Genomic DNA, 20,259 nt, shown 5'->3' with positions numbered 1-20,259 from the left:
TTGAAATCCGCAAAGCTACCGGCTCGGCGGAAATGTGAGTGATCGATCGCTCACACTTATACATTGGAAGAAAGCGTGCGCAAACCTTGCTCCGTCGCGGTCCTCACCGTAGCCCTCCTGGCCGGCTGCTCCAACGGCCAGCCCCAAGCGCCAGCCGCCGGCCCGCCGCAAGTCGGCTTTGTCACGGTGGAACCGCAGTCGGTGACGCTGAGCACCGAACTCGCCGGGCGCACTGCCGCCTATGAGACGTCGGACGTCCGTCCGCAGGTCAACGGGTTGATTACCGCGCGCTTGTTTACCGAGGGCGACGAGGTCCGCGCGGGCCAGCCGCTCTATCGGATCGATGCGCAACCCTATCAGGCAACCGTCGCAAGCGCGCGCGCCGCGCTGGCAAAGGCACGCGCAGCGATCGCCTCGAACGACGCACTGGCGCGCCGCTATGGCGAGCTGGTCAAGATCAATGCCATTGCCAAGCAAGATTACGACAATGCCGTCACCAGCGCGCAACAGGCGCGCGCCGATGTCGCCGCGCAGGAGGCCGCACTCCGTACTGCCGAAATCGATCTTGCGCGGACGACGGTACGGGCTCCGATCAGAGGTCGCATCGGCCGCTCGGCGGTCACGACGGGGGGGCTGGTCACCGCGTCGCAGGCGACCGCGCTCAGCACGATCCAGCGGCTCGACCCAATCTATGTCGACATCACGCAATCGAGCGCCGATCAACTCCGGCTGCGCCAGAAACTGCTGGCGGGCAGTCTTACGCGAGGTACTGCACGGCTTCGGCTGAAGCTTGAGGACGGCACGATCTATCCCATCGAGGGCGTCGTGAAGTTCGCCGATGTCACGGTCGATCCCGCGACGGGCAGCCAGACGATCCGCGCGGAATTCGCCAATCCCAACCGACTGCTGCTGCCGGGCATGTACGTCACCGCCCAGTTCGTCGAAGGGACGCAAGCCAACGCGCTGCTCGTCCCGCAGCGGGCGGTCAGCCGCGACGAAAAGGGTAACGCCGTGGTGATGGTCGTCGGTGCCGGGGACAAGATCCAGCCGCGCACGCTGACTGCCCCGCGCACCATCGGCGAGAATTGGCTGGTCACCGCAGGGCTTGCGCGCGGCGATCGGGTGATCGTCGAAGGAGCGCAGAACCTGCAGCCGGGGATGCCGGTCAAACCGGTTCGCTGGACCCCGAAGGCCCCCGCAGCCGCCGCTGCTGGCAAGGGACAGTAACCCCCATGTCGCGTTTCTTTATCGATCGGCCCATTTTTGCCTGGGTCATCGCGATCATCTTGATGGTCGCCGGCTTGATCGGCATCCGTAGCTTGCCGATCGCGCAGTTTCCCTCGATCGCACCGCCTTCGGTCAGCATCACCGCGACCTATCCCGGTGCCGATGCGCAAACGCTTGAAAACACGACGACCCAGATCATCGAACAGCAGATGAAGGGGATCGATCACCTTCGCTATTTCTCGTCATCGTCGAGTTCGGCCGGCACGGTGTCGATCACGCTGACGTTCGAGCAAGGCACCGACCCCGACATCGCGCAGGTGCAGGTGCAGAACAAGCTGCAGGCAGCGACCCCGCTCTTGCCGCAGGAAGTCCAGCAGCAAGGCATTCAGGTCGCCAAGGCGACCTCCAACTTCCTGCTCATCCTCGGCGTTTATTCGGAGGGCGGCCGTCACAGCGCGTCGGACCTTGCCGATATTCTTGCCTCGCACGTCCAGGATCCGCTCAGCCGCGTTAACGGCGTCGGCGATACAGAATTGTTCGGCGCGCAATATGCAATGCGGGTCTGGATCGATCCGCTCAAGCTCAACGGCTATCAACTCACCGTCGCCGACGTGACCGCCGCGTTGCAGGCGCAGAACGCACAGGTTTCTGCGGGTCAATTGGGTGCGCAACCTGCACCCGCCAATCAGATGCTCAACGCCACCGTTTCGATCCAGTCGCGATTGCAGACGCCCGAGCAGTTCGGCGATATCCGCTTGAAAACCGATACGGCAGGCGCGGTCGTGCGCTTGCGCGATGTGGCACGGGTTGAACTCGGTGCTGCTGATTACGGCTTCAACACACGGTATAACGGCCAACCCGCATCAGGCATCGGCATCAAGCTGGCACCGGGTGCGAATGCGCTGGCGACCGTCGAAGCCGTCAAGTCCCGCGTCGCGGAGCTTTCCAAGACCTTTCCGTCCGATGTGAAGGTCATCTATCCCTACGACTCCACGCCCTTCGTCCGGCTGTCGATCGAACAGGTCATCCACACGCTGATCGAGGCGGTCGTCCTCGTCTTCTTCGTCATGTTCCTGTTCCTGCAAAACTGGCGCGCAACGCTGATCCCGACGATCGCGGTGCCGGTGGTTTTGCTGGGTACCTTCGGGGTGCTGGCGGTCGCAGGCTATTCGATCAACACGCTGACGCTCTTTGGCATGGTGCTCGCGATCGGCCTGCTGGTCGACGACGCGATCGTCGTGGTCGAGAATGTCGAGCGACTCATCACGACCGAACATCTGTCGCCGAAGGAAGCCGCGCGCAAATCGATGGACGAAATCAGCAGCGCGCTGGTCGGCATCGCGCTGGTCCTGTCCGCTGTGTTCCTGCCAATGGCGTTCTTCGGGGGCTCCACCGGCGTCATTTACCGTCAGTTCTCGATTACCATCGTGTCGGCCATGGTCTTGTCCGTCCTGGTCGCCTTGATCCTGACACCGGCTTTGTGCGCGACCATCCTGAAGCCGCACGATCCAAGCAAATTGGAAGGCAACGGCCCCCTTTCGCGCTTTTTCCGCTGGTTCAACACGATGTTCGACCGCGGCGCAGCGAAATACGAAAGCGGCACTCGCAGCACCGCGCGCCGGTGGGGACGGTCATTGACCGTTTTCGCGCTGATCGCGATCGGGATGGCACTGTTGTTCGTGCGCTTGCCAACCGGCTTCCTCCCCGATGAGGATCAGGGCTCGGTCATCGCGCTGGTGCAGGGCCCGTCGGGCGCAACCACCGCGCGCACCAACGAAGCGCTGGAGCAGGTGCGCGACTATTTCCTCACCAAGGAAAAAGCCGATGTCGAGGGCGTCTTCACGATCAGCGGCTTCAGCTTTGCCGGACAGGGCCAGAATGCCGGTCTCGCCTTCGTCAAATTGAAGGACTGGGACGCGCGCTCAGGTGCAGCCAACAAGGCGCAGGCGATCGCCGGGCGCGCGATGGGGGCGTTCTCGCAATTCCACGACGCAATGATCTTCGCGATCGTGCCGCCCGCCGTGCAGGAACTCGGAAACGCGACCGGGTTCGACCTCCAACTGGTCGACCAGGTCGGCATGGGTCATGAGAAACTGGTCCAGATGCGCAACATGCTGCTCGGCATGGCGATGCAGGACAAGCGCCTGGCCCAGGTTCGGCCGATGTCGCTGGAGGACGCGCCGCAACTCAAGATCAATGTCGATCAGGACAAGGCGCGTGCGCTGGGGCTTGATCTGTCGCAAGTCAATTCCACGATCTCGACCGCGTGGGGCAGCGCCTATGTCAACGATTTCATCGATCGCGGGCGCGTAAAGCGTGTCTTTGTCCAGGCCGATGCGCCCTTCCGACTGAAGCCCGAAGACCTCGACAAATATTATATCCGTGGCGGCAATGGCGACATGGTACCCTACAGCGCCTTTACCACGCTGTCCTGGACCCAGGCCCCCGTTCAGTTGACCCGCTATAACGGCCAGCCAGCGATGGAATTGCAGGGTGGCTCGGCCCCGGGGCTCAGCACGGGTGCCGCGCTGGCCGCGATGCAGGAGCTTCACGCCAAGCTGCCGCCGGGGACGGCGCTCGAATGGACGGGCTTGTCCTATGAGGAAAAGCTCTCGGGCGGTCAGGCTCCGGCGCTCTATGGATTGTCGCTACTGATCGTGTTCCTGTGCCTTGCCGCGCTGTACGAAAGCTGGTCGGTGCCGATTTCGGTGCTGTTAGTCGTGCCGCTGGGCGTGGTCGGCGCGTTGCTGGCCGCGATGCTGACCGGGCTGAACAACGACATCTATCTGCAAGTCGGCTTGATCACCACGATCGGCGTGTCGGCAAAGAATGCGATCCTGATCGTGGAATTTGCCGAAGAACGGATGCGGGAGGGCATGACGGCCTTCGATGCCGCCATCGTCGCGGCGAGGATGCGGTTGCGTCCGATCCTCATGACCAGCCTCGCCTTCATCTTCGGGGTGATGCCGCTCGCCATCTCGACCGGTGCCGGCGCAGGCGGGCAAAATGCCATCGGACGTGCGGTCGTCGGCGGTATGTTGAGCGCCACCGTTCTCGGCATCTTCTTCATCCCGATGTTCTTCGTGGTCGTGCGCAGCCTGTTTGCGCGAGGCAAGACACAGGAGGCTGCCACCACGCCCACCGATCCATCCGCCTCCAATTCCGCGCCGCAAGGAGCCTGACCATGACCAGCACGATCCGCATTGCAGCCGCGCTGCTGGCCAGTGCCGCGCTCGCCGGATGCAATCTCGCACCGGGTTATGTCCGACCGCAGGGCGCGGTGCCCGCCGCTTTGCCGACGGGAGGGGCCTATCCCGCCGCGTCCAGCGATGCCGCAGATATTTCAAAAATCGGATGGCAAACCTTCTTCACCGACGCCAAACTGCGCGAGGTCATCGCGCTGGGCCTCGCCAACAACCGCGATTTGCGGCTGGCAGCAGCAAACGTCCTGCAAGCGCGGGCGCAATATCGGGTGCAGCGCGCCGACCTGTTGCCGACGGTCAACCTGGGTGCCTCGGCGACGATCTCCAACGGTACGGCAGCAGCGGCTTCCAGCGGTGGATCGGCCTCAAGTGCGGCCTCCAATTCGACCGTTGAAGTCTATTCCGGCAATGTCGGCATTTCGTCGTTCGAGCTCGATCTGTGGGGTCGCCTGCGCAATCTCAGCGAAAGCGCGCTGCAAAGCTATTTCGCGACCGAAGAAGCGCAGCGCGCCGCCCGGATCAGCCTCATCTCGGAGATCGCGTCGGCCTATCTGACGCTGGCGGCGGATCAGGATTTGCTCGCGGTCGCGCAGGAGACGCTGGCGAGCTACGATCAGTCGCTGCAACTCACGCGGGCGCAATTCCGGATCGGCACGCAGTCCGAACTGGCCGCACGCCAGGCCGAGACCAATTACGAATCCGCCGCGAATGACATCGCGACGCTGCGGGCGCAAATCGCGCAGGATCACAACGCGCTGGATCTGCTGGTAGGGGCCCCGACGCCCGAGACGCTGCTGCCGCAAGGGCTGGGAGACACCGACCGGACCTTGAACGCGCTGCCGGGCGACCTCCAGTCCTCGATATTGCTGCGCCGTCCCGACGTGCTGCAGGCCGAACATCAACTGATTGCGCAAAATGCCAATATCGGCGCGGCGCGCGCTGCCATGTTCCCGACAATCTCGCTGACCACCAGCTTTGGCACGGTGAGCTCCGCGCTCAGCGGGCTGTTCGGGGCCAACAGCCAGAGCTGGTCGGTGGCACCCGGCGCGACCCTGCCGATCTTCGATTTCGGTCGCCGCAAGGGCAATCTGGATCTGGCACGGGCCCAGCAACAGGGCGCAGTCGCCACCTATGAAAAGACCCTGCAGACCGCGTTCCGCGAGGTCGCCGATGCGTTGGCGACGCGCGGCACGATTGACGCCCAGATCGGCGCCCGGACGCGACGGGCATCGGCGGCTGAGATATCGGCGCGGCTGTCCGACGCACGATATCGCGCAGGGGTCGATTCCTTCCTGACATCGCTCGACGCACAGCGCACCGCCTACAGCGCCCGGCGGGATCTGGTGACGACGCGGCTCGCGCGCGCCACCAATCTCGTCACCCTGTACCGCGTTCTGGGCGGCGGGTTGAGTTGAAGCGAATCCGCTTGGCGCGGTTGCCGAGACACGTCGCTCAGAGACGGAAGGCCGTGCGCAGGCCGATTACGATAGCGCGCCGCTGTGACGTGGCCGTGTTCGCGTTATAGGGGTTGAGGATCAACTGGGCATTGGGCTGCAAAGAGAACCCCTTGCCGAAATTCGCCTGATAACTTGCCTCGATCGCCATTTCCGGAGGCGGCGAGGCAATGGGCCCGGGAATCGCGGGCGTCATCGGCGATAGGCCGGCGACTGCGATCGCCAGCCCCATGACATCTTTTGGGCGTGCGGCAATTAGGCCGGTCAGCGATGCGCCGACGTCTCCATACACGCCAATCAGGTTCCGGTTTGCGGGCGATGCGCTGAAGCGGGCGAAGCCGCGGAGGCTGCGCCCGGCCCGTCGCCAGAGCCGCGCGTCGCCGATGACATATACAGCCTGATCCCCGCGCAGCAGCCGCCCGGTCGGGGATCGCAGATCGGCGAAGCGATCGAAGCTTGCCCAGCCGCCCAGCACAAAGGTCCAGGCCGGATCATCCCCGCCCGCCGACCGCGCCACCTCCGCGATCGCGAGCGGCGGCTGGTCGAAGCGCCAGGCAGCAAAGCCGTGCACATCCCGCCCCGGCGGGTTGCCCGTGAACACCGCGATACGCGCGGTGGTCTTGCCTCCATCGAAGGTGGTCGCCAGCCGCGCACCGGGCACCGATATGGGATAAGCGGGGCCGCCACCGGGCAAGTCGGTCGCGAAACTGCCTGGCCAGCCAAAGGTCGAATTGACGAACAGATTTGCCGTGGGGCTGATCGAGAATTCCTGCCCGGCGGAAAATTGGCCCACGCGGACCGACGTCGCGCTGCCCACCTTTTGTTCTACCCACACATTGAACAGGCGAAGCGCCGGGGGGGCCTCGATGCCGCTCACCGTCAGCAAATTGCCGACCCGGCTGGCCGACAGCCCGGTTCCGACGATAGATTGGAAACTGATATGCGCGGTGGCACCGTTCCAGCCGATCGCGTGCGCCAAGTCCGCGTCGCCGATCAGACCGATCCGCTGGAGATACGCGCTTCCCGTTCGCGCGCCACCCGAGACATCGGCGTTGGCATCGCTGGTATAGGTCAGCGTCACGGTCAATGTCCGCTCGGAGCGGCGCGCCGCCTCGCCATTCTCGCCGCCGTTCTGGGCGGCCGAGGGGAGGGTCTGGGCGCATCCCGGATCGGCGGTCCCGGCCAGACCGAGCCCGGCAAAGGCAAGGACCGCCAAGCCTGCGCGGCTCGCCCTCATGCGAGATCGAAGCGATCGAGGTCCATCACCTTGCTCCACGCCGCGACGAAAGCATGGACAAAGAGCAGACCCGAATCGTCGGTTGCATAGGCCTCGGCAATCGCGCGCAATTGCGCGTTCGATCCAAAGATCAAATCGACGCGCGTCGCGGTCCATGTCACTGCGCCCGTGGCGCGGTCATGCGCCTGAAACACGTCGGCTTCGGTCGCGGGCGTCCACGTCATGCGCAAGCTCGACGCCAGCAGATTGACGAAGAAGTCGTTGGTCAACACGCCGGGACGGTCGGTGAACACGCCGTGGGTCGACTGATCGACATTCGCGCCGAGCACGCGCAGTCCGCCCACCAGCGCGGTCATTTCCGGCGCGGTGAGTTTCAGCAAATCCGCGCGATCGACCAGCATTTCTTCCTGCGACCACGGCAGCGTGGCTCCGACATAATTGCGGAAACCATCGACCTTGGGCTCGAGATAGGCAAAGGACTGGACGTCGGTGTCGTCCTGCGCGGCATCCATCCGGCCCGGCGTAAACGGCACTTCCAGCGTATAGCCGGCTCGACGGGCAGCATCCTCGATCGCAGCCGCGCCGCCCAGCACAATCAGATCGGCGAGCGATACCCGCTTGCCGCCAGGTGCCGATGCGTTGAAGGCCTGCTGGACGTGTTCAAGCGCGGCCAGCGCCATGGCGAGGTGTTCGGGCTCATTGACCGGCCAATCCTTTTGCGGCGCAAGCCGGATTCGAGCCCCGTTCGCGCCGCCACGCTTGTCGGAATTGCGATAGGTCGAGGCCGACGCCCAAGCGGTCGCCACCAGCCGGGCCGTGGTCAACCCCGAGGCCAGGATTTCGATCTTGAGCGCCGCGATATCGGCCGCATCGATCAGCGGGTGGTCGCAAACCGGAACCGGGTCCTGCCATAGCCGCGGCTCCGCCGGAACGTCGGGGCCAAGCAAGCGCGGATGCGGCCCCATGTCGCGATGGGTGAGCTTGTACCAGGCTTCGGCAAAGGCGTGACCGAATTCGGCGGGATTTTCGTAATAATGCCGCGCGATCTTTGCATAGGAGGGGTCGTGCAGGAGCGCGATATCGGTCGTCTGCATGATCGGCGCATGGCGTTTGGACGGATCGTGTGCGTCGGGCACGGTACCCTGCGCCTCCGGGTTGATCGGCGTCCATTGATGCGCGCCGGCCGGACTGGCGGTTAGCTCCCATTCATAGCCGAACAGGTTGGAAAAATAACCATTGTCCCAGCGGATGGGATCGCTCGTCCACGCCCCTTCCAGCCCGCCGGTGATCGTCGCCGCGCCGTTGCCCGTTCCAAAACTGTTCTTCCAGCCCAGCCCCAATTGCTCGATCGGCGCTCCCTCGGGTTCGGGCCCGACATACTCCTTGGGCGGCGCGGCACCGTGATTCTTGCCGAAGGTGTGGCCGCCCGCGATCAGAGCCACGGTTTCCGCATCGTTCATCGCCATGCGGGTGAAGGTCTCGCGAATGTCGCGGATGGCGGCGACGGGGTCGGGAATGCCATCGGGCCCTTCGGGGTTCACGTAGATCAGCCCCATCTGGCTCGACGCCAGCGGCTCCTGAAGCTCGCGATCGCCGCTGTAGCGCTTGTCGCCGCCAAGCCAGACCCGCTCCGGCCCCCAATAGGTGTCGTTCTGCGGCTCCCAGATATCGATGCGACCGCCGCCAAAGCCGACGGTCTTCAGCCCCATAGCTTCAATGGCGCAGGTTCCGGTCAACACCAAAAGGTCCGCCCAACTGAGTTTTCGTCCGTATTTCTGCTTGATCGTCCACACCAGCAGCCGCGCCTTGTCGAGATTGGCGTTGTCGGGCCAGCTGTTGAGCGGCGCGAAGCGTTGCGCGCCCTGCCCCGCCCCGCCGCGCCCGTCGCCGATGCGATAGGTGCCGGCCCCGTGCCACGACATGCGGATGAACAGCGGACCGTAATGGCCATAATCGGCAGGCCACCAGCTCTGCGATTCGGTCATTAGCGCGACGATGTCGCGCTTGACCGCCGCGAGGTCGAGCGTTGCAAACTCGCTCGCATAATCGAACGCATCCCCCAGCGGCGTCGGCTGCGGCGCATTCTGGTTGAGCACGGCCAAGTCGAGACGGTTCGGCCACCAGAGCCGGTCGGTCATGTCGAACAGCACGGCGTTGCCGGACACCGCACCGCCGCTCATGGGGCATTTGCTTTCGACGGACATGCTCTTTCCCTCGGCAGAAGATCAGGCGAGTGGTCTAACAGCGCCCTGCCGCCGCTGAATCATACGATGGTGTCGGTTGCCGACGCCCCGGCGGGAGGGCGCAACCTTTGTATGAGTGCCTGGAAAGGCGCGACTTTGTAGCAAGCCGCTCGATCGGCACGGTTTTCCAAAGCCTTGAAACCGAACGCCGCAAGGAGATGCAGTGATGACGGACTCAGCGCTGGGGATGATCGGGGCGGCTGCGATCGCCGGCGGACGCGCGGCAGATGCGAAATCCGGCGAATTGTACCAGACATCGCTGATGTCGGCGCTGGTCGAGGGTGTCTACGAAGGGCTGACGACCTATGGCGAACTGCATCGGCATGGGGACTTCGGCCTTGGCACGTTCAACGATCTCGACGGCGAGATGGTGGGCTTCGACGGCGTGTTCTACCAGCTCCGTTCGGACGGTTCGGCGCGGCCCGTTACGGACGATCAGAAGACACCGTTCGCGGTTGTCACCTTCTTCAAACCCGAGCGCAGCCTGCCCGTGGCCGATATCGCAAAGGCCGACCTGCTCGACCGCCTGACGGCGCTGACCGAAGCCAATCTGTTTACGGCGATCCGTGTCGACGGGCAGTTTGCAAGCGTGACGACCAGGACCGTGCGCGAACAGCACCGGCCCTTCCCGCCCCTGCAGGATGCGACAAAGGGGCAAGCCGAAACCGTTCTCACCAATGTTGCGGGCACGCTGGCCGGCTTTCGCACGCCGACCTTTGCGGGAACCCTCGGCGTGCCGGGCTTTCACCTGCATTTTTTGACCGCCGATCGTAGGTCGGGCGGCCATGTGCTGGATTTCCAGATCAGCGACGCGACCGCGCAAACTTGCACAATGCACGGTCTCCACATCGAGTTGCCCGAAACCGACGCCTTTCTCGGCTCCAATCTCGACGACAGCGACCTGCCGCAGAAGATTGCCGCTGCGGAGGGCGAGCCAACCACATCACCCTCCAAACCGAATGGGACATTGTCATGACGCAGACAAGCACACGGCCGCGTACCGGCGCCGACATCGTCGTTGAAACGCTCGAACAGCGCGGCACCACGCATGTGTTTGGCGTGCCCGGTGCCAAGATCGACAAGGTGTTCGACCGGCTGGTCGATTCGTCGATTCAGACGGTGGTGTGCCGCCACGAGCAGAATGCCGCGTTCATCGCCGGCGGGATCGGACGGATGACCGGCAAGGCGGGCGTCGCGATCGCGACCTCGGGCCCTGGCGTGGCAAACCTCACCACCGGCCTCGCCACCGCCAATTCCGAGGGCGACCCGATCGTTGCGCTGGGGGGCTCCGTCGCCGTGGCGGACCGGCTCAAGGCATTGCACCAGACGCTGGATTCGGTCGATGTGCTCAAACCCGTCACCAAATATGCAGCCGAGGTCGACTCCCCCGCCGCCACCGCCGAAATCCTGTCTGCAGCCTTCCGCGCCGCAGAGACCGGGCGTCCGGGCGCGGCGTTCGTCGGATTGCCGCTCGACATCATGACCGGCGAGGCGGCGTGCCGCCCAATCGCATTGAACGGCATGCCAGGCTACGGCGCAGGATCCGAGGGCGCGCTGGCGGAAGCGGCGCGCCTGATCAACGCAGCAAACAATCCCGTCGTGCTGCTCGGCCTGATGGCGAGCAAGCCCAGAGCGGCAAAGGCGATCCGCGCGCTGCTCGACCTGGCGGCGCTGCCCGTCGTCGGCACGTTCCAGGCGGCGGGTGCGGTTTCGGAACGCGAGTTCGCCGTATTCGGTGGGCGTGTCGGGCAAATCGCCAATCAGGCCGCCGACACCTTGCTTGAGTCCGCCGACCTGGTCGTCACGATCGGCTACGATGCGGTCGAATATTGGCCATCGATCTGGAACCAGGGATCGGATCGGCCGATCGTCCATATCGACGTCGTCCCGGCGCAGATCGAGAACGCCTATAACCCCTCCGTCGAGGTCATCGGCGATATCGAGGCCAGCCTGACCCGGCTGACCCCGCAGCTTACGCGCAAGGCACCTTCCGCAAAAGCCGCGACGTTGCTCGAGGTGATCGCCGCAGACCGCGTCCAACTGCTCACCGAAGCTGCCGCGCAAGGCGGGACGCCCGTCCATCCACTGCGCATTATCGCCGAACTCCAGAAGATGCTCACGCCCGACGTTACGCTCTGCTCGGACATGGGGTCGTTCAGCCTGTATCTGTCGCGTTATCTCACCAGCTTTCGCGCACGTCAGGTGTTGATCTCCAATGGTCAGCAAACCCTGGGCGTGGCACTGCCGTGGGGTATCGCCGCCAGCATCGTTCGTCCGAGCGAGAAAGTACTGTCGGTGTCGGGAGACGGCGGATTTCTGTTTTCCGGCATGGAATTGGAAACCGCGGTGCGACTGAAATCGAACCTTGTCCACATGATCTGGATCGACGGCAGCTACAACATGGTCGCCGCGCAGGAGGAGCTGAAATACGGTCGCCATTCGGGCACGGACCTTGGGCCAATCGATGTCGTGAAATATGCCGAGGCGTTTGGCGCGAAGGGCATACAGGTCGCCGGCCCTGACGCCATCGCGCCTGCACTTCACCAGGCCTTCGACACCCCGGGGCCCGTGCTGATCGGCGTCAATGTCGATTACAGCAAGAATGCGCAGCTGTTCGAAATGGTGCACGAAGGCAGCATTCTGTAGGATCCGCTTCGCGAACGTTAAGGGGACTGCCCGGGGGGCCGCACGCGCGGTATTCCGGGCGGTCATTCCCTGGCGAAGGAAGATGCTGCGCACCCTCGATTGCGGTGGCAAATCGCCGCGACCAGCCTAAAAAGCGTTGCGATCGAGCGCCCTCTTCCCCCTTTGTAGGAGACCCTTGCGTGAATCCGTTTCCCCGCGACATCTTCACCGAGCCGAGCGATGTCGATCCGGACACCCTGGCAAACCTGGGTCCGCTCCGTCCCCTTGCGGGCACATGGCGGGCGACCAAGGGATCCGATACCGCGCCGAAACCGGCGGGTCCCGAACAGCGTACGTTTATCGAGCACATCGTGTTCGAGCCGATCGACCCGCAGGCCAATGGACCGCAATTGTTCTACGGCTTGCGCTATCACATCCACATCACGACCGTGGAAGAGGACATCACCTTTCACGATCAGGTGGGGTACTGGCTGTGGGAACCGGCAACCGGCCTGATCCTGCAAACGCTCGCCATCCCGCGCGGCCAAACCGCGCTGGCATCCGGGCACGGCAAACCGGGCGACAAGACCATCACACTGACGGCAACGCGCGGACCAACCAACTACGGCATTTGCTCGACCGATTTCCTTGAGGATGCGTTCCGCACCGATGCCTATCGGATCGACATCACCTTCAATCCCGATGATTCATGGTCTTACGATATTCAGACCACGTTGGCGGTGCGCGGGCAGGACCAGCCCTTCCTGCATCACGACCGCAACACGCTACATCGGATCGGCGCGGCGAAACCAAATCCGTGGGCGCAGATTCTGGCGAAAAGAACCGCAGCGGCGCAATCCTGATCAGCGCCCCGGCAGGCGGCGTCCAGGCCTGCCGGACGCCGCACATCGTTCAAGCGCGGTTACAGCCGGTGGAAAAAAGCGCTGATTCTTTGCAACAGCGTTTCGGTCGGCCGGGCACGGCAGGATTGGACCAGCACGGGCACGAGCCGCGCAACACCCCCCACATCAACCGCATCGAGCTGCGGCTGCTTGGCGTGCGTGTAGCCGAGCGCGTAAGAGACAACCGTCGGCTTGAACTCCTCGCGCATCTGCACGAAATCCCGGCACGTAATTGTCTCGGTCAGCTTGGGCTTGGCCGGCGCAGTCGCAGCATCCGCTACCGTAACCGCTGACAGCACCGATAGCGCGGCAAGTGCGACACGAACCGAGGAATGAAAGCGCAATTCGACCATGAGAAGCTCCTAAAGGCTATTTTGGGCATTGGGTCACGGCCGGTGTAGCGACCCCGCGCTCGTGACACGACCGACACGACGCCAAGCCGCATCGATCGCCGGACTGTTGCCGTAACGAACCCGGGTCGGCCAATAATACGAGAGTTTCGGGTCCTCGGCGGTGCCGCCAACCTTGCCCAAATTTGGCTGCCATCGGTCCAATTTCGGCGCATGCGATCCAAGACGCTGCTTCGCCAGGCGGTAATTTGCGGGCATGACTGACAAACGGCCCGATGGCATCCGCGACTATAACGAACCGGCTGGCGGCTGGGGCGCTCTCAAGGCAGTGGCCGAGACGCTCAAGCGCCAGCAAGTGCTTGTTCAGGGCGTGGAGACGCTGCTCGAGAACAACCAGCCCAACGGCTTCGATTGCCCAGGCTGCGCGTGGCCCGATCCCAAACACACCTCCGCCTTCGAGTTTTGCGAAAATGGTGCAAAGGCGGTGACCTGGGAGTCGACCGCAAAGCGGGTCGATCCGACGTTCTTCGCCGAACACAGCGTATCGGACCTCTGGCAGCAACCCGACCACTGGCTCGAAAATCAGGGGCGCATCACGCACCCGCTGCGGTATAATCCCGCCACCGATCATTATGAGGTGGTCAGTTGGGACGATGCCCTCGCGGATATCGGTGCGCGAATGCGGGCGCTCGACCATCCCGATCAGGCGGAATTCTACACCTCGGGTCGGGCGTCAAACGAAGCGGCATTCGTCTTCCAGCTGTTCGCGCGCGCGTTCGGGACCAACAATTTCCCGGACTGTTCGAACATGTGTCACGAGCCGACCTCGGTCGGTCTGCCGCGCGCCATCGGCGTGGGCAAGGCGACCGTTACACTCGAGGATTTCGAGCACTGCGACTTCATCTTCTCGATTGGCCATAACCCCGGCACCAATCATCCGCGGATGATGACATCGCTGCACAATGCGGCAAAGCGCGGTGCGACGATCATCGTCATGAACCCGTTTAAGGAACGGGCGCTGCAACGCTTCCAGGCTCCGCAAGAGCCGCTCGAAATGGCGACGATGACGTCGGTTCCGATTGCGACCACCTATTTCCAGGTCCGGATCGGCGGCGATGCCGCCGCCCTGAAGGGCATCTGCAAGGCCTTGGTCGACATGGACCGCGCCGCCCGGGCCGCCGATCTCGCGCCGGTGCTGGATCATGATTTCATCGCGGGTCACACTTCGGGCTTCGCCGAATTCGTGGCCAATCTCGATCAAGCGCAGTGGGCGGACATCGAACGTTCGAGCGGGCTGACGCACGAGAATCTGCAGGACATTGCGCGCGCTTATGCCAGCGCGAAAGCCGCGATCGTCAGCTACGGCATGGGCATCACGCAGCATCGTACCGGCACCGCCAATGTACAACAGATCGTCAACCTTCTGCTGCTCAAGGGCAATATCGGCCGGATCGGGGCCGGTATCAGCCCGCTGCGCGGCCATTCCAACGTACAGGGCAACCGTACCGTCGGCATTACCGAACGCCCGTCAAAGGAAATGCTCGACCGGTTTCGCGATACCTTCGGCTTCGAGCCACCCCGCAAGTTTGGCCACTCGGTCGTCGAATCGATCGCGGCGATGCGCGATGGGACCTCAAAGGCGATTATTTGCCTCGGCGGCAATCTGGCGATCGCCGCGCCCGATCCGACCGCCTGCTTCGAGGGTTTCCGTCGGCTCGATCTTGCGGTGTCGCTGGCGACCAAGCTCAACCGCACGCACCTGCTGACCGGAAAGGCGACCTATATCCTGCCGGTGATCGGCCGGACCGAACGCGACGAACAGGCGACCGGACCGCAATCGATCACGGTCGAGGATTCGATGTCGATGGTCCACGCATCGCGCGGGTTTCTCAAACCGCCAAGCGGCGAAGCCCGTTCCGAACCCTGGATTCTCGCCAGCCTTGCGCGGGCGACGCTTGGCTCGACGGTCGATGTCGATTGGGAGGGGCTGGTCGCGGATTATGCCGTGATCCGCGACAAGATCGAGTCGGTTTATCCCGAATTTGCCGGTTTCAACGATCGGATACGCCAGCCCGGCGGCTTCCAACTGCCAAACGCCGCGCAGCAACGCATCTGGAACACCGCTTCCGGCAAGGCCAACTTCCTGATCTTCGACCACCTTGAAGAAGACCTGCACACTGACGATCCCGACATCTTGCGGCTCGCCACGATGCGATCGCACGACCAGTACAACACCACGATCTACGGCCTGGACGATCGCTATCGCGGCGTTTTCGGGCGTCGCGATGTGCTGATGATGAACGAAGCCGACATGACGCGGCTGGGCCTGGCGGAGGGCGATCTTGTCGATGTCGAGACGGCCCTGGCGCACGCCCATCCCGACCGGGTCGTGCGTGGGCTCACCGTAATCCGCTATGATCTGCCGCCGCAATGTTGCGGTGCCTATTATCCCGAGAGCCAGGCGCTCGTCGCGCTCGGCCACATCGACAAACAGTGTCTGACGCCGTCCTACAAATCGATTCCGGTTCGCGTGCGACCGGCCGTCGCAGGCAGCACGGGCGCAACCGCAGTCCAACGCGCCGGGCTCACGGGCGTGGCCCCCCGCCCTGCCACGGTGCCGCCCACATCTGGCGAGTAACCACAACCATCGTATGATTTTTTCGCGGTACGCAAAACCTTACTTAGGCCGTGCAGAGAGTTACCCGCCCCCCTCCCAACTTTCTGCACGAGAGCCTTTAAAAGGCTCTCCCCTCCCGATCCCCCGGATCGGAAGCGCCGGATAGACCACCGCCCCCAACCGGTGTCTGTCCGGCGCTACTTTTATGCATCATGCGCCTCCCGCTCATCGCCGCGCACCAAGCCACGGTGGCGGGAGAAGGTGTCAGCTTGGCATCGGCGGATCGCAAACGGGCGGCGGCAGAAATTGTCGGTCACAACACCCGGACGGTTGCGCGCCGGTCAATGGGCCGGATGGTCCGTTTCATGCCCGGTTTTGCCGGGCGATGCGGTGGACGCTGTGCCCCATTCGCGTCGGAAACGGGATGTGTTGCGATCGTTCAAGTAAAGCAACACCGTGCAATACGCCCCCACAGGGGTCGTGCACTCCTCGGGCCATGACACAGCCACCGCCAGAACGTCCCCGTTCATCGCCACGCCGGGTTTCTCGGCCAGCGCTCACTTGCGCGGAGTAGCATTATGGACACGCTAATCCTGTCGCGGCTCCAGTTCGCGTTCACCATGGGATATCACATTCTGTGGCCGGCCTTCACGATCGGCCTTGCCTGGTTCATCGTGTTCCTCGGTGCAGCGTGGCTGCGCACACGCAATCCCGTATGGCAGGAACTACAACGCTTCTGGATCAAGGTCTTTTCGCTGGCTTTCGGCATGGGCGTCGTCACCGGGGTCGTGATTTCATACCAGCTCGGGCTCAACTGGTCGGCCTATGCCCGCGCAACCGCCAACGTGATCGGGCCGTTGTTCGTGCTGGAGGTGCTGACGGCCTTCTTTCTTGAAGCCGGTTTTGTCGGAATCATGCTCTTCGGCCGGGAAAGGGTGGGCGACAAAATCCATTTTGCCGCGTGCCTGATCGTCGCGACGGGAACCGTGATTTCCGCCTTCTGGATCATTTCCGCCAATAGCTGGATGCAGACCCCCCAGGCCTTCACCACCACCGCCGACGGGCGCTTCGTCGCCACCGACTTCTGGGGAGTCATATTCACCCCATCGATGCCCTATCGCTTTGCGCATATGGTGACGGCAAGCTTCGTCACTGGCGCGTTCGTCGTGGCGGGGGTCTCGGCGTTCTGGCTGTGGCGCGGACGCCCGGGCGACCAGAGCGCTGCGCGCGCGGCGTTTTCGGCATCGCTCTGGCTCGCCGCGATCCTGGTGCCGCTGCAACTGGAAATTGGCGACCAGCATGGCCAGAATACCCGCCAATATCAGCCTATCAAATTGGCGGCGATCGAGGCTCGCTGGGACACGGCGTCCCGCGTCCCGCTCACGCTTATCGCCTGGCCGAACGAGAAGCAGGAGCGTAACGACTATGCGCTGGATATCCCTGTGCTCGGCAGCATCGTCCTGACGCATTCGCTCGACGGCCAGGTCCAGGGCCTCAAGAGCGTGCCCGCGATCGACCGCCCGCCGGTGGTGCCGGTATTCTTTGCCTTCCGGATCATGGTCGGGTGCGGCATCCTGTTGCTCGCCATCGCCATGACGGGGCTTTTCCTGCGCTGGCGTCGACGCCTATACGACACACGCTGGTATCAATTTGCCTGCATGGCGAGTGTGCCGCTGGGCTTCGTCGCGACGCTCGCGGGATGGACGATCACCGAGGTCGGTCGCCAGCCGTGGGTTGTGTATGGCCACCTCCGCACCGCGCACGCCGTATCGCCGCTTGCCGGTGGGGCAGTCGCCAGTTCGCTCGGGGTCGCCTTGATCCTCTACAACCTGCTGTTGCTGGGCTTCTTCTTTTATGCCGGGCAAATGGTCTTCCGCGGCCCGTCGAACCTCGCACCAACGCCGCCGGTCGGCCGCCCCGCAGGAGCCCAAGGCCTGCCAGACGCGACGTCAAGGACCAAGCCATGATCGATTATCCCGTCCTGTTCGCCCTGTTCGCTGCGCTCGCGATCGGTTTGTACGTCACGCTGGATGGTTTCGATCTGGGCGTGGGGATCCTGTTCCCCTTCGCCCCAGCGACCGCGACGCGCGACGCCATGATGCGCTCGCTTGCGCCGATGTGGGACGGCAATGAAACCTGGCTGGTGCTCGGGGGCATGGTGCTCCTCGCCGGCTTCCCCGGTGCCTTTGCCATTCTTCTACCCGCCTTCTACGTCCCGCTCGCGCTCATGCTGCTGGGGCTGGTCCTCCGCGGCGTCGCGTTCGAGTTCCGATCACAGGGCGGCCCGCTCGAGCTCGGCTGGACGATGGCTTTCTCGGGTGGATCGGCACTGGCCGGATTTTGCCAAGGTGCCATTCTGGGCGCGTTCATCACCGGCGACATTGCCGTGGCAAACGGTCAATTTGCGGGGAGTCCGTTCGACTGGCTGCAACTGTTCTCGGTCGCCACCGGTCTGGGCATGGTCGCGTTCTACGCCCTGCTTGGGGCAGGATGGCTGATCTGGCGAACCGATGGCAACACCCAGATCTTCGCGCGCGAGATTGCGCGGGTCGGCCTGCTGGCGACCGGCGCGGCGATTGCCTTGGTCAGTCTTTGGACGCCGCTTGCATTGCCTTCTGTCTGGGCGCGCTGGTTCACGCTCCCCGGGACAGTGTATCTCGCGCCGCTTCCGATCCTTGCGGCGCTTGCCTGGCTTACGGCGTGGAGGTCCTTGTGGAGCAAACGCGAATGGCTGCCGTTCGCGGCCACGATCGTGCTGCTTCTGACCGCGCTCGCCGGTCTTGGGATCAGCATCTGGCCTGCAGCCATTCCCGGCGTCATGACGATCTGGCAGGCCGCTTCGGTGCATCGCACGCAGGTCATCGTGGCAGGTGCCATTGTGGTGATCCTGCCGGTCATTCTCGCTTATGTCGGATTCAGCTACTGGGTGTTTCGCGGCAAAATCGGGGCGTCGACGGCTGGTCAGCCGCGCTATTGAGCGCGGTCGGTCGGCGAAGCGCACTGCCCAGCCACGGCGGCATGGCCGGGCTACTTCATACCTCCGTATAAAAGTTCCCTATCTCTCCGCATGCTAGCCAAGTCCAGAGGTTGCGCGGCACCGCCCGCGACCCGGACGATAAACCAGACCGGAGACTGGCGACATGCTGCTGAATTCTGTCGAGCAATCCAAGCCTGTATCTGCGGCTGCCCTCATTCGCGGCGCGCAGGTTGCCCTGGAGACCGATCTCGACGCCGCGCGAGAATGCCTTCGCCTGCTGGACGAGATGCTGCATACCGCACCGGACGGCGGCGTTTCGCGCCCGCCCGAAACGCCGCCGGCTGCAGGCACCATTCGCGGCGGCCTGGCGGCCTGGCAAATCCGGGTGGTGACCAACCATATCGATCGCAATCTCGACCGGACGATCGGTATCGGCGAACTGGCGGCGCTCGCCAGGCTGAGCAAGGGGCATTTCTGCCGTGCGTTCAAAGTCAGCCTGGGAGAGACCGCGCGGACCTACATCACGCGTCGTCGGATCGCCCAAGCGCAAATGCTGATGGTAACGACGTCGGAAACGCTGAGCGCGATCGCAAATGCCTGCGGGCTGGCCGACCAGGCCCATCTCACGCGACTGTTCCGGCGATTTGTGGATCAGACGCCGCTCGTCTGGCGTCGCAAGTGGCAGCGGGCAAGCTAGAAGGCCCGACTGGCGCGTCGGCAAAACCGCCGATCCACTTAAACATCGATCGAGTTGGGACGGGCGTCTGACCAGCTCGACAATTGGCGGCGGGGCTCGATGGTATCGAGCCCCGCCGTCTTAGGAATTACCAGCCGTAGCCACGACCGAAGCCCCAACCGAACCCGCCCCAGGGACCCCAGGCACCCCAGTTCCACGCCGGATCGCTATATTCCTCAGCGGTCATCTGCTGCTCGTCGGCGAGATTCTTCGCCTGCATCGTCTTCACATACGCGCCATAAGCCTGCTGCGTGCCGACATAGAGGCAGTTGCAGGACTTGGGATCGGCATAGACATACTTGACGGTGTCGCCCTTGACGTTGCGAACGAACTTGTTCGCGGGCAAGCGAGCCAGCATCGCCTGACGTTCGGGCGTGTTCGCCGGCTTATCGATGAAGCCCGCTGCGGAAAGATCGTTTTCCTTGTGCGCGATCGCCTCCTTGGTGGTCACGCACCCCGACAGCGTAGCGACGAGGACTGCCGCCAGGACGGGTGCGGCGGCCACACTGGAAAACCGAGACGTGATCATAACGATAATCTCCTTAGAGCGGAAACGCCGCATGGCGCTTCGCGAGGACCCGAGCCGACTGGTTCGAGAAAGCTGTTCAGCTTCCGCTCAGGGATGCCGCAAAACCCTTGGCCGCTGAATTATACGTTGGGTTTAGCCGCGGCTTAATGCTGCGAAAAC

The 20,259-nt window shown here is 63.7% G+C and carries 14 protein-coding genes; 10 read left to right on the top strand and 4 right to left on the bottom strand.

Annotation, left to right across the window (positions count from 1 at the left end):
- Positions 1 to 75: 75 nt before the first annotated feature.
- The 3 genes from EJC47_RS13825 to EJC47_RS13815 are packed head-to-tail and all read left to right on the top strand — an operon-like array spanning position 76 to position 5,845.
- The gene (locus EJC47_RS13825) at positions 76 to 1,227 is read left to right on the top strand and encodes an efflux RND transporter periplasmic adaptor subunit (protein ID WP_126848505.1); all 1,152 of its coding nucleotides are present in this window, start codon (positions 76 to 78) and stop codon (positions 1,225 to 1,227) included.
- 5 nt (positions 1,228 to 1,232) lie between these two features.
- Entirely contained in the window at positions 1,233 to 4,409 is a 3,177-nt protein-coding gene (locus tag EJC47_RS13820; RefSeq protein ID WP_033964486.1) for an efflux RND transporter permease subunit, read from the top strand.
- Between the two features lie 2 nt (positions 4,410 to 4,411).
- Complete coding sequence (locus tag EJC47_RS13815; RefSeq protein WP_126848503.1) at positions 4,412 to 5,845, top strand: efflux transporter outer membrane subunit; 1,434 nt, start codon at positions 4,412 to 4,414, stop codon at positions 5,843 to 5,845.
- Between the two features lie 37 nt (positions 5,846 to 5,882).
- Here EJC47_RS13815 and EJC47_RS13810 read toward each other — a convergent pair whose 3' ends face one another.
- Positions 5,883 to 7,121 (bottom strand): carbohydrate porin, encoded by a 1,239-nt coding sequence (locus EJC47_RS13810; protein ID WP_126848501.1) that lies wholly within the window; start codon positions 7,119 to 7,121, stop codon positions 5,883 to 5,885.
- Entirely contained in the window at positions 7,118 to 9,325 is a 2,208-nt protein-coding gene (katG, locus tag EJC47_RS13805; RefSeq protein ID WP_033964485.1) for a catalase/peroxidase HPI, read from the bottom strand. Before katG ends, EJC47_RS13810 begins: the two co-directional genes overlap by 4 nt.
- A gap of 205 nt (positions 9,326 to 9,530) precedes the next feature.
- Here katG and budA point away from each other — a divergent pair, with 205 nt between their 5' ends.
- The 3 genes from budA to EJC47_RS13790 all read left to right on the top strand — a co-directional run bounded on the left by budA (position 9,531) and on the right by EJC47_RS13790 (position 12,852).
- Positions 9,531 to 10,340, top strand: coding sequence for an acetolactate decarboxylase (gene budA, locus EJC47_RS13800; protein WP_126848499.1), 810 nt, complete (start codon positions 9,531 to 9,533; stop codon positions 10,338 to 10,340).
- On the top strand, positions 10,337 to 12,010 hold the full coding sequence (alsS, locus tag EJC47_RS13795) for an acetolactate synthase AlsS (protein ID WP_033964484.1): 1,674 nt from the start codon (positions 10,337 to 10,339) through the stop codon (positions 12,008 to 12,010). Before budA ends, alsS begins: the two co-directional genes overlap by 4 nt.
- A gap of 179 nt (positions 12,011 to 12,189) precedes the next feature.
- Positions 12,190 to 12,852, top strand: a complete 663-nt coding sequence (locus EJC47_RS13790) for an FABP family protein (protein WP_126848497.1) — start codon at positions 12,190 to 12,192, stop codon at positions 12,850 to 12,852.
- 59 nt (positions 12,853 to 12,911) lie between these two features.
- Here EJC47_RS13790 and EJC47_RS13785 read toward each other — a convergent pair whose 3' ends face one another.
- The gene (locus tag EJC47_RS13785; protein WP_081988666.1) at positions 12,912 to 13,244 is read right to left on the bottom strand and encodes an HdeA/HdeB family chaperone; all 333 of its coding nucleotides are present in this window, start codon (positions 13,242 to 13,244) and stop codon (positions 12,912 to 12,914) included.
- 253 nt (positions 13,245 to 13,497) lie between these two features.
- Between EJC47_RS13785 and EJC47_RS13780 the strand changes: the two genes are divergently transcribed.
- The 4 genes from EJC47_RS13780 to EJC47_RS13765 all read left to right on the top strand — a co-directional run bounded on the left by EJC47_RS13780 (position 13,498) and on the right by EJC47_RS13765 (position 19,532).
- On the top strand, positions 13,498 to 15,879 hold the full coding sequence (locus tag EJC47_RS13780) for an FdhF/YdeP family oxidoreductase (RefSeq protein ID WP_033964482.1): 2,382 nt from the start codon (positions 13,498 to 13,500) through the stop codon (positions 15,877 to 15,879).
- 557 nt (positions 15,880 to 16,436) lie between these two features.
- Positions 16,437 to 17,825, top strand: coding sequence for a cytochrome ubiquinol oxidase subunit I (locus EJC47_RS13775; protein ID WP_126848495.1), 1,389 nt, complete (start codon positions 16,437 to 16,439; stop codon positions 17,823 to 17,825).
- On the top strand, positions 17,822 to 18,835 hold the full coding sequence (locus EJC47_RS13770; RefSeq protein WP_033967434.1) for a cytochrome d ubiquinol oxidase subunit II: 1,014 nt from the start codon (positions 17,822 to 17,824) through the stop codon (positions 18,833 to 18,835). The genes EJC47_RS13775 and EJC47_RS13770 overlap by 4 nt, the downstream gene beginning before the upstream one ends.
- Positions 18,836 to 18,998: 163 nt before the next feature.
- Positions 18,999 to 19,532 (top strand): helix-turn-helix domain-containing protein, encoded by a 534-nt coding sequence (locus EJC47_RS13765; protein WP_052192572.1) that lies wholly within the window; start codon positions 18,999 to 19,001, stop codon positions 19,530 to 19,532.
- A gap of 127 nt (positions 19,533 to 19,659) precedes the next feature.
- Here the strand turns inward: EJC47_RS13765 and EJC47_RS13760 are convergent, their stop codons facing one another.
- Positions 19,660 to 20,100, bottom strand: coding sequence for a hypothetical protein (locus EJC47_RS13760; protein WP_212742080.1), 441 nt, complete (start codon positions 20,098 to 20,100; stop codon positions 19,660 to 19,662).
- Positions 20,101 to 20,259: the final 159 nt, after the last annotated feature.

Origin of the sequence: Sphingomonas sp. TF3 (assembly GCF_003985085.1) — a bacterium.
Taxonomy (GTDB): Bacteria; Pseudomonadota; Alphaproteobacteria; order Sphingomonadales; family Sphingomonadaceae; genus Sphingomonas.
The sequence above is the reverse complement of the archived record's forward strand: the minus strand, read 5'-3'. Positions and strand labels throughout refer to the sequence as shown.

Coding starts and splice junctions, on each gene's coding strand:
- EJC47_RS13820 (WP_033964486.1), top strand. CDS start 1,233: ATGTCGCGTTTCTTTATCGATCGGCCCATTTTTGCCTGGGTCATCGCG.
- EJC47_RS13780 (WP_033964482.1), top strand. CDS start 13,498: ATGACTGACAAACGGCCCGATGGCATCCGCGACTATAACGAACCGGCT.
- EJC47_RS13785 (WP_081988666.1), bottom strand. CDS start 13,244: ATGGTCGAATTGCGCTTTCATTCCTCGGTTCGTGTCGCACTTGCCGCG.
- budA (WP_126848499.1), top strand. CDS start 9,531: ATGACGGACTCAGCGCTGGGGATGATCGGGGCGGCTGCGATCGCCGGC.
- EJC47_RS13775 (WP_126848495.1), top strand. CDS start 16,437: ATGGACACGCTAATCCTGTCGCGGCTCCAGTTCGCGTTCACCATGGGA.
- EJC47_RS13765 (WP_052192572.1), top strand. CDS start 18,999: ATGCTGCTGAATTCTGTCGAGCAATCCAAGCCTGTATCTGCGGCTGCC.
- katG (WP_033964485.1), bottom strand. CDS start 9,325: ATGTCCGTCGAAAGCAAATGCCCCATGAGCGGCGGTGCGGTGTCCGGC.
- EJC47_RS13815 (WP_126848503.1), top strand. CDS start 4,412: ATGACCAGCACGATCCGCATTGCAGCCGCGCTGCTGGCCAGTGCCGCG.
- EJC47_RS13760 (WP_212742080.1), bottom strand. CDS start 20,100: ATGATCACGTCTCGGTTTTCCAGTGTGGCCGCCGCACCCGTCCTGGCG.
- alsS (WP_033964484.1), top strand. CDS start 10,337: ATGACGCAGACAAGCACACGGCCGCGTACCGGCGCCGACATCGTCGTT.
- EJC47_RS13810 (WP_126848501.1), bottom strand. CDS start 7,121: ATGAGGGCGAGCCGCGCAGGCTTGGCGGTCCTTGCCTTTGCCGGGCTC.
- EJC47_RS13770 (WP_033967434.1), top strand. CDS start 17,822: ATGATCGATTATCCCGTCCTGTTCGCCCTGTTCGCTGCGCTCGCGATC.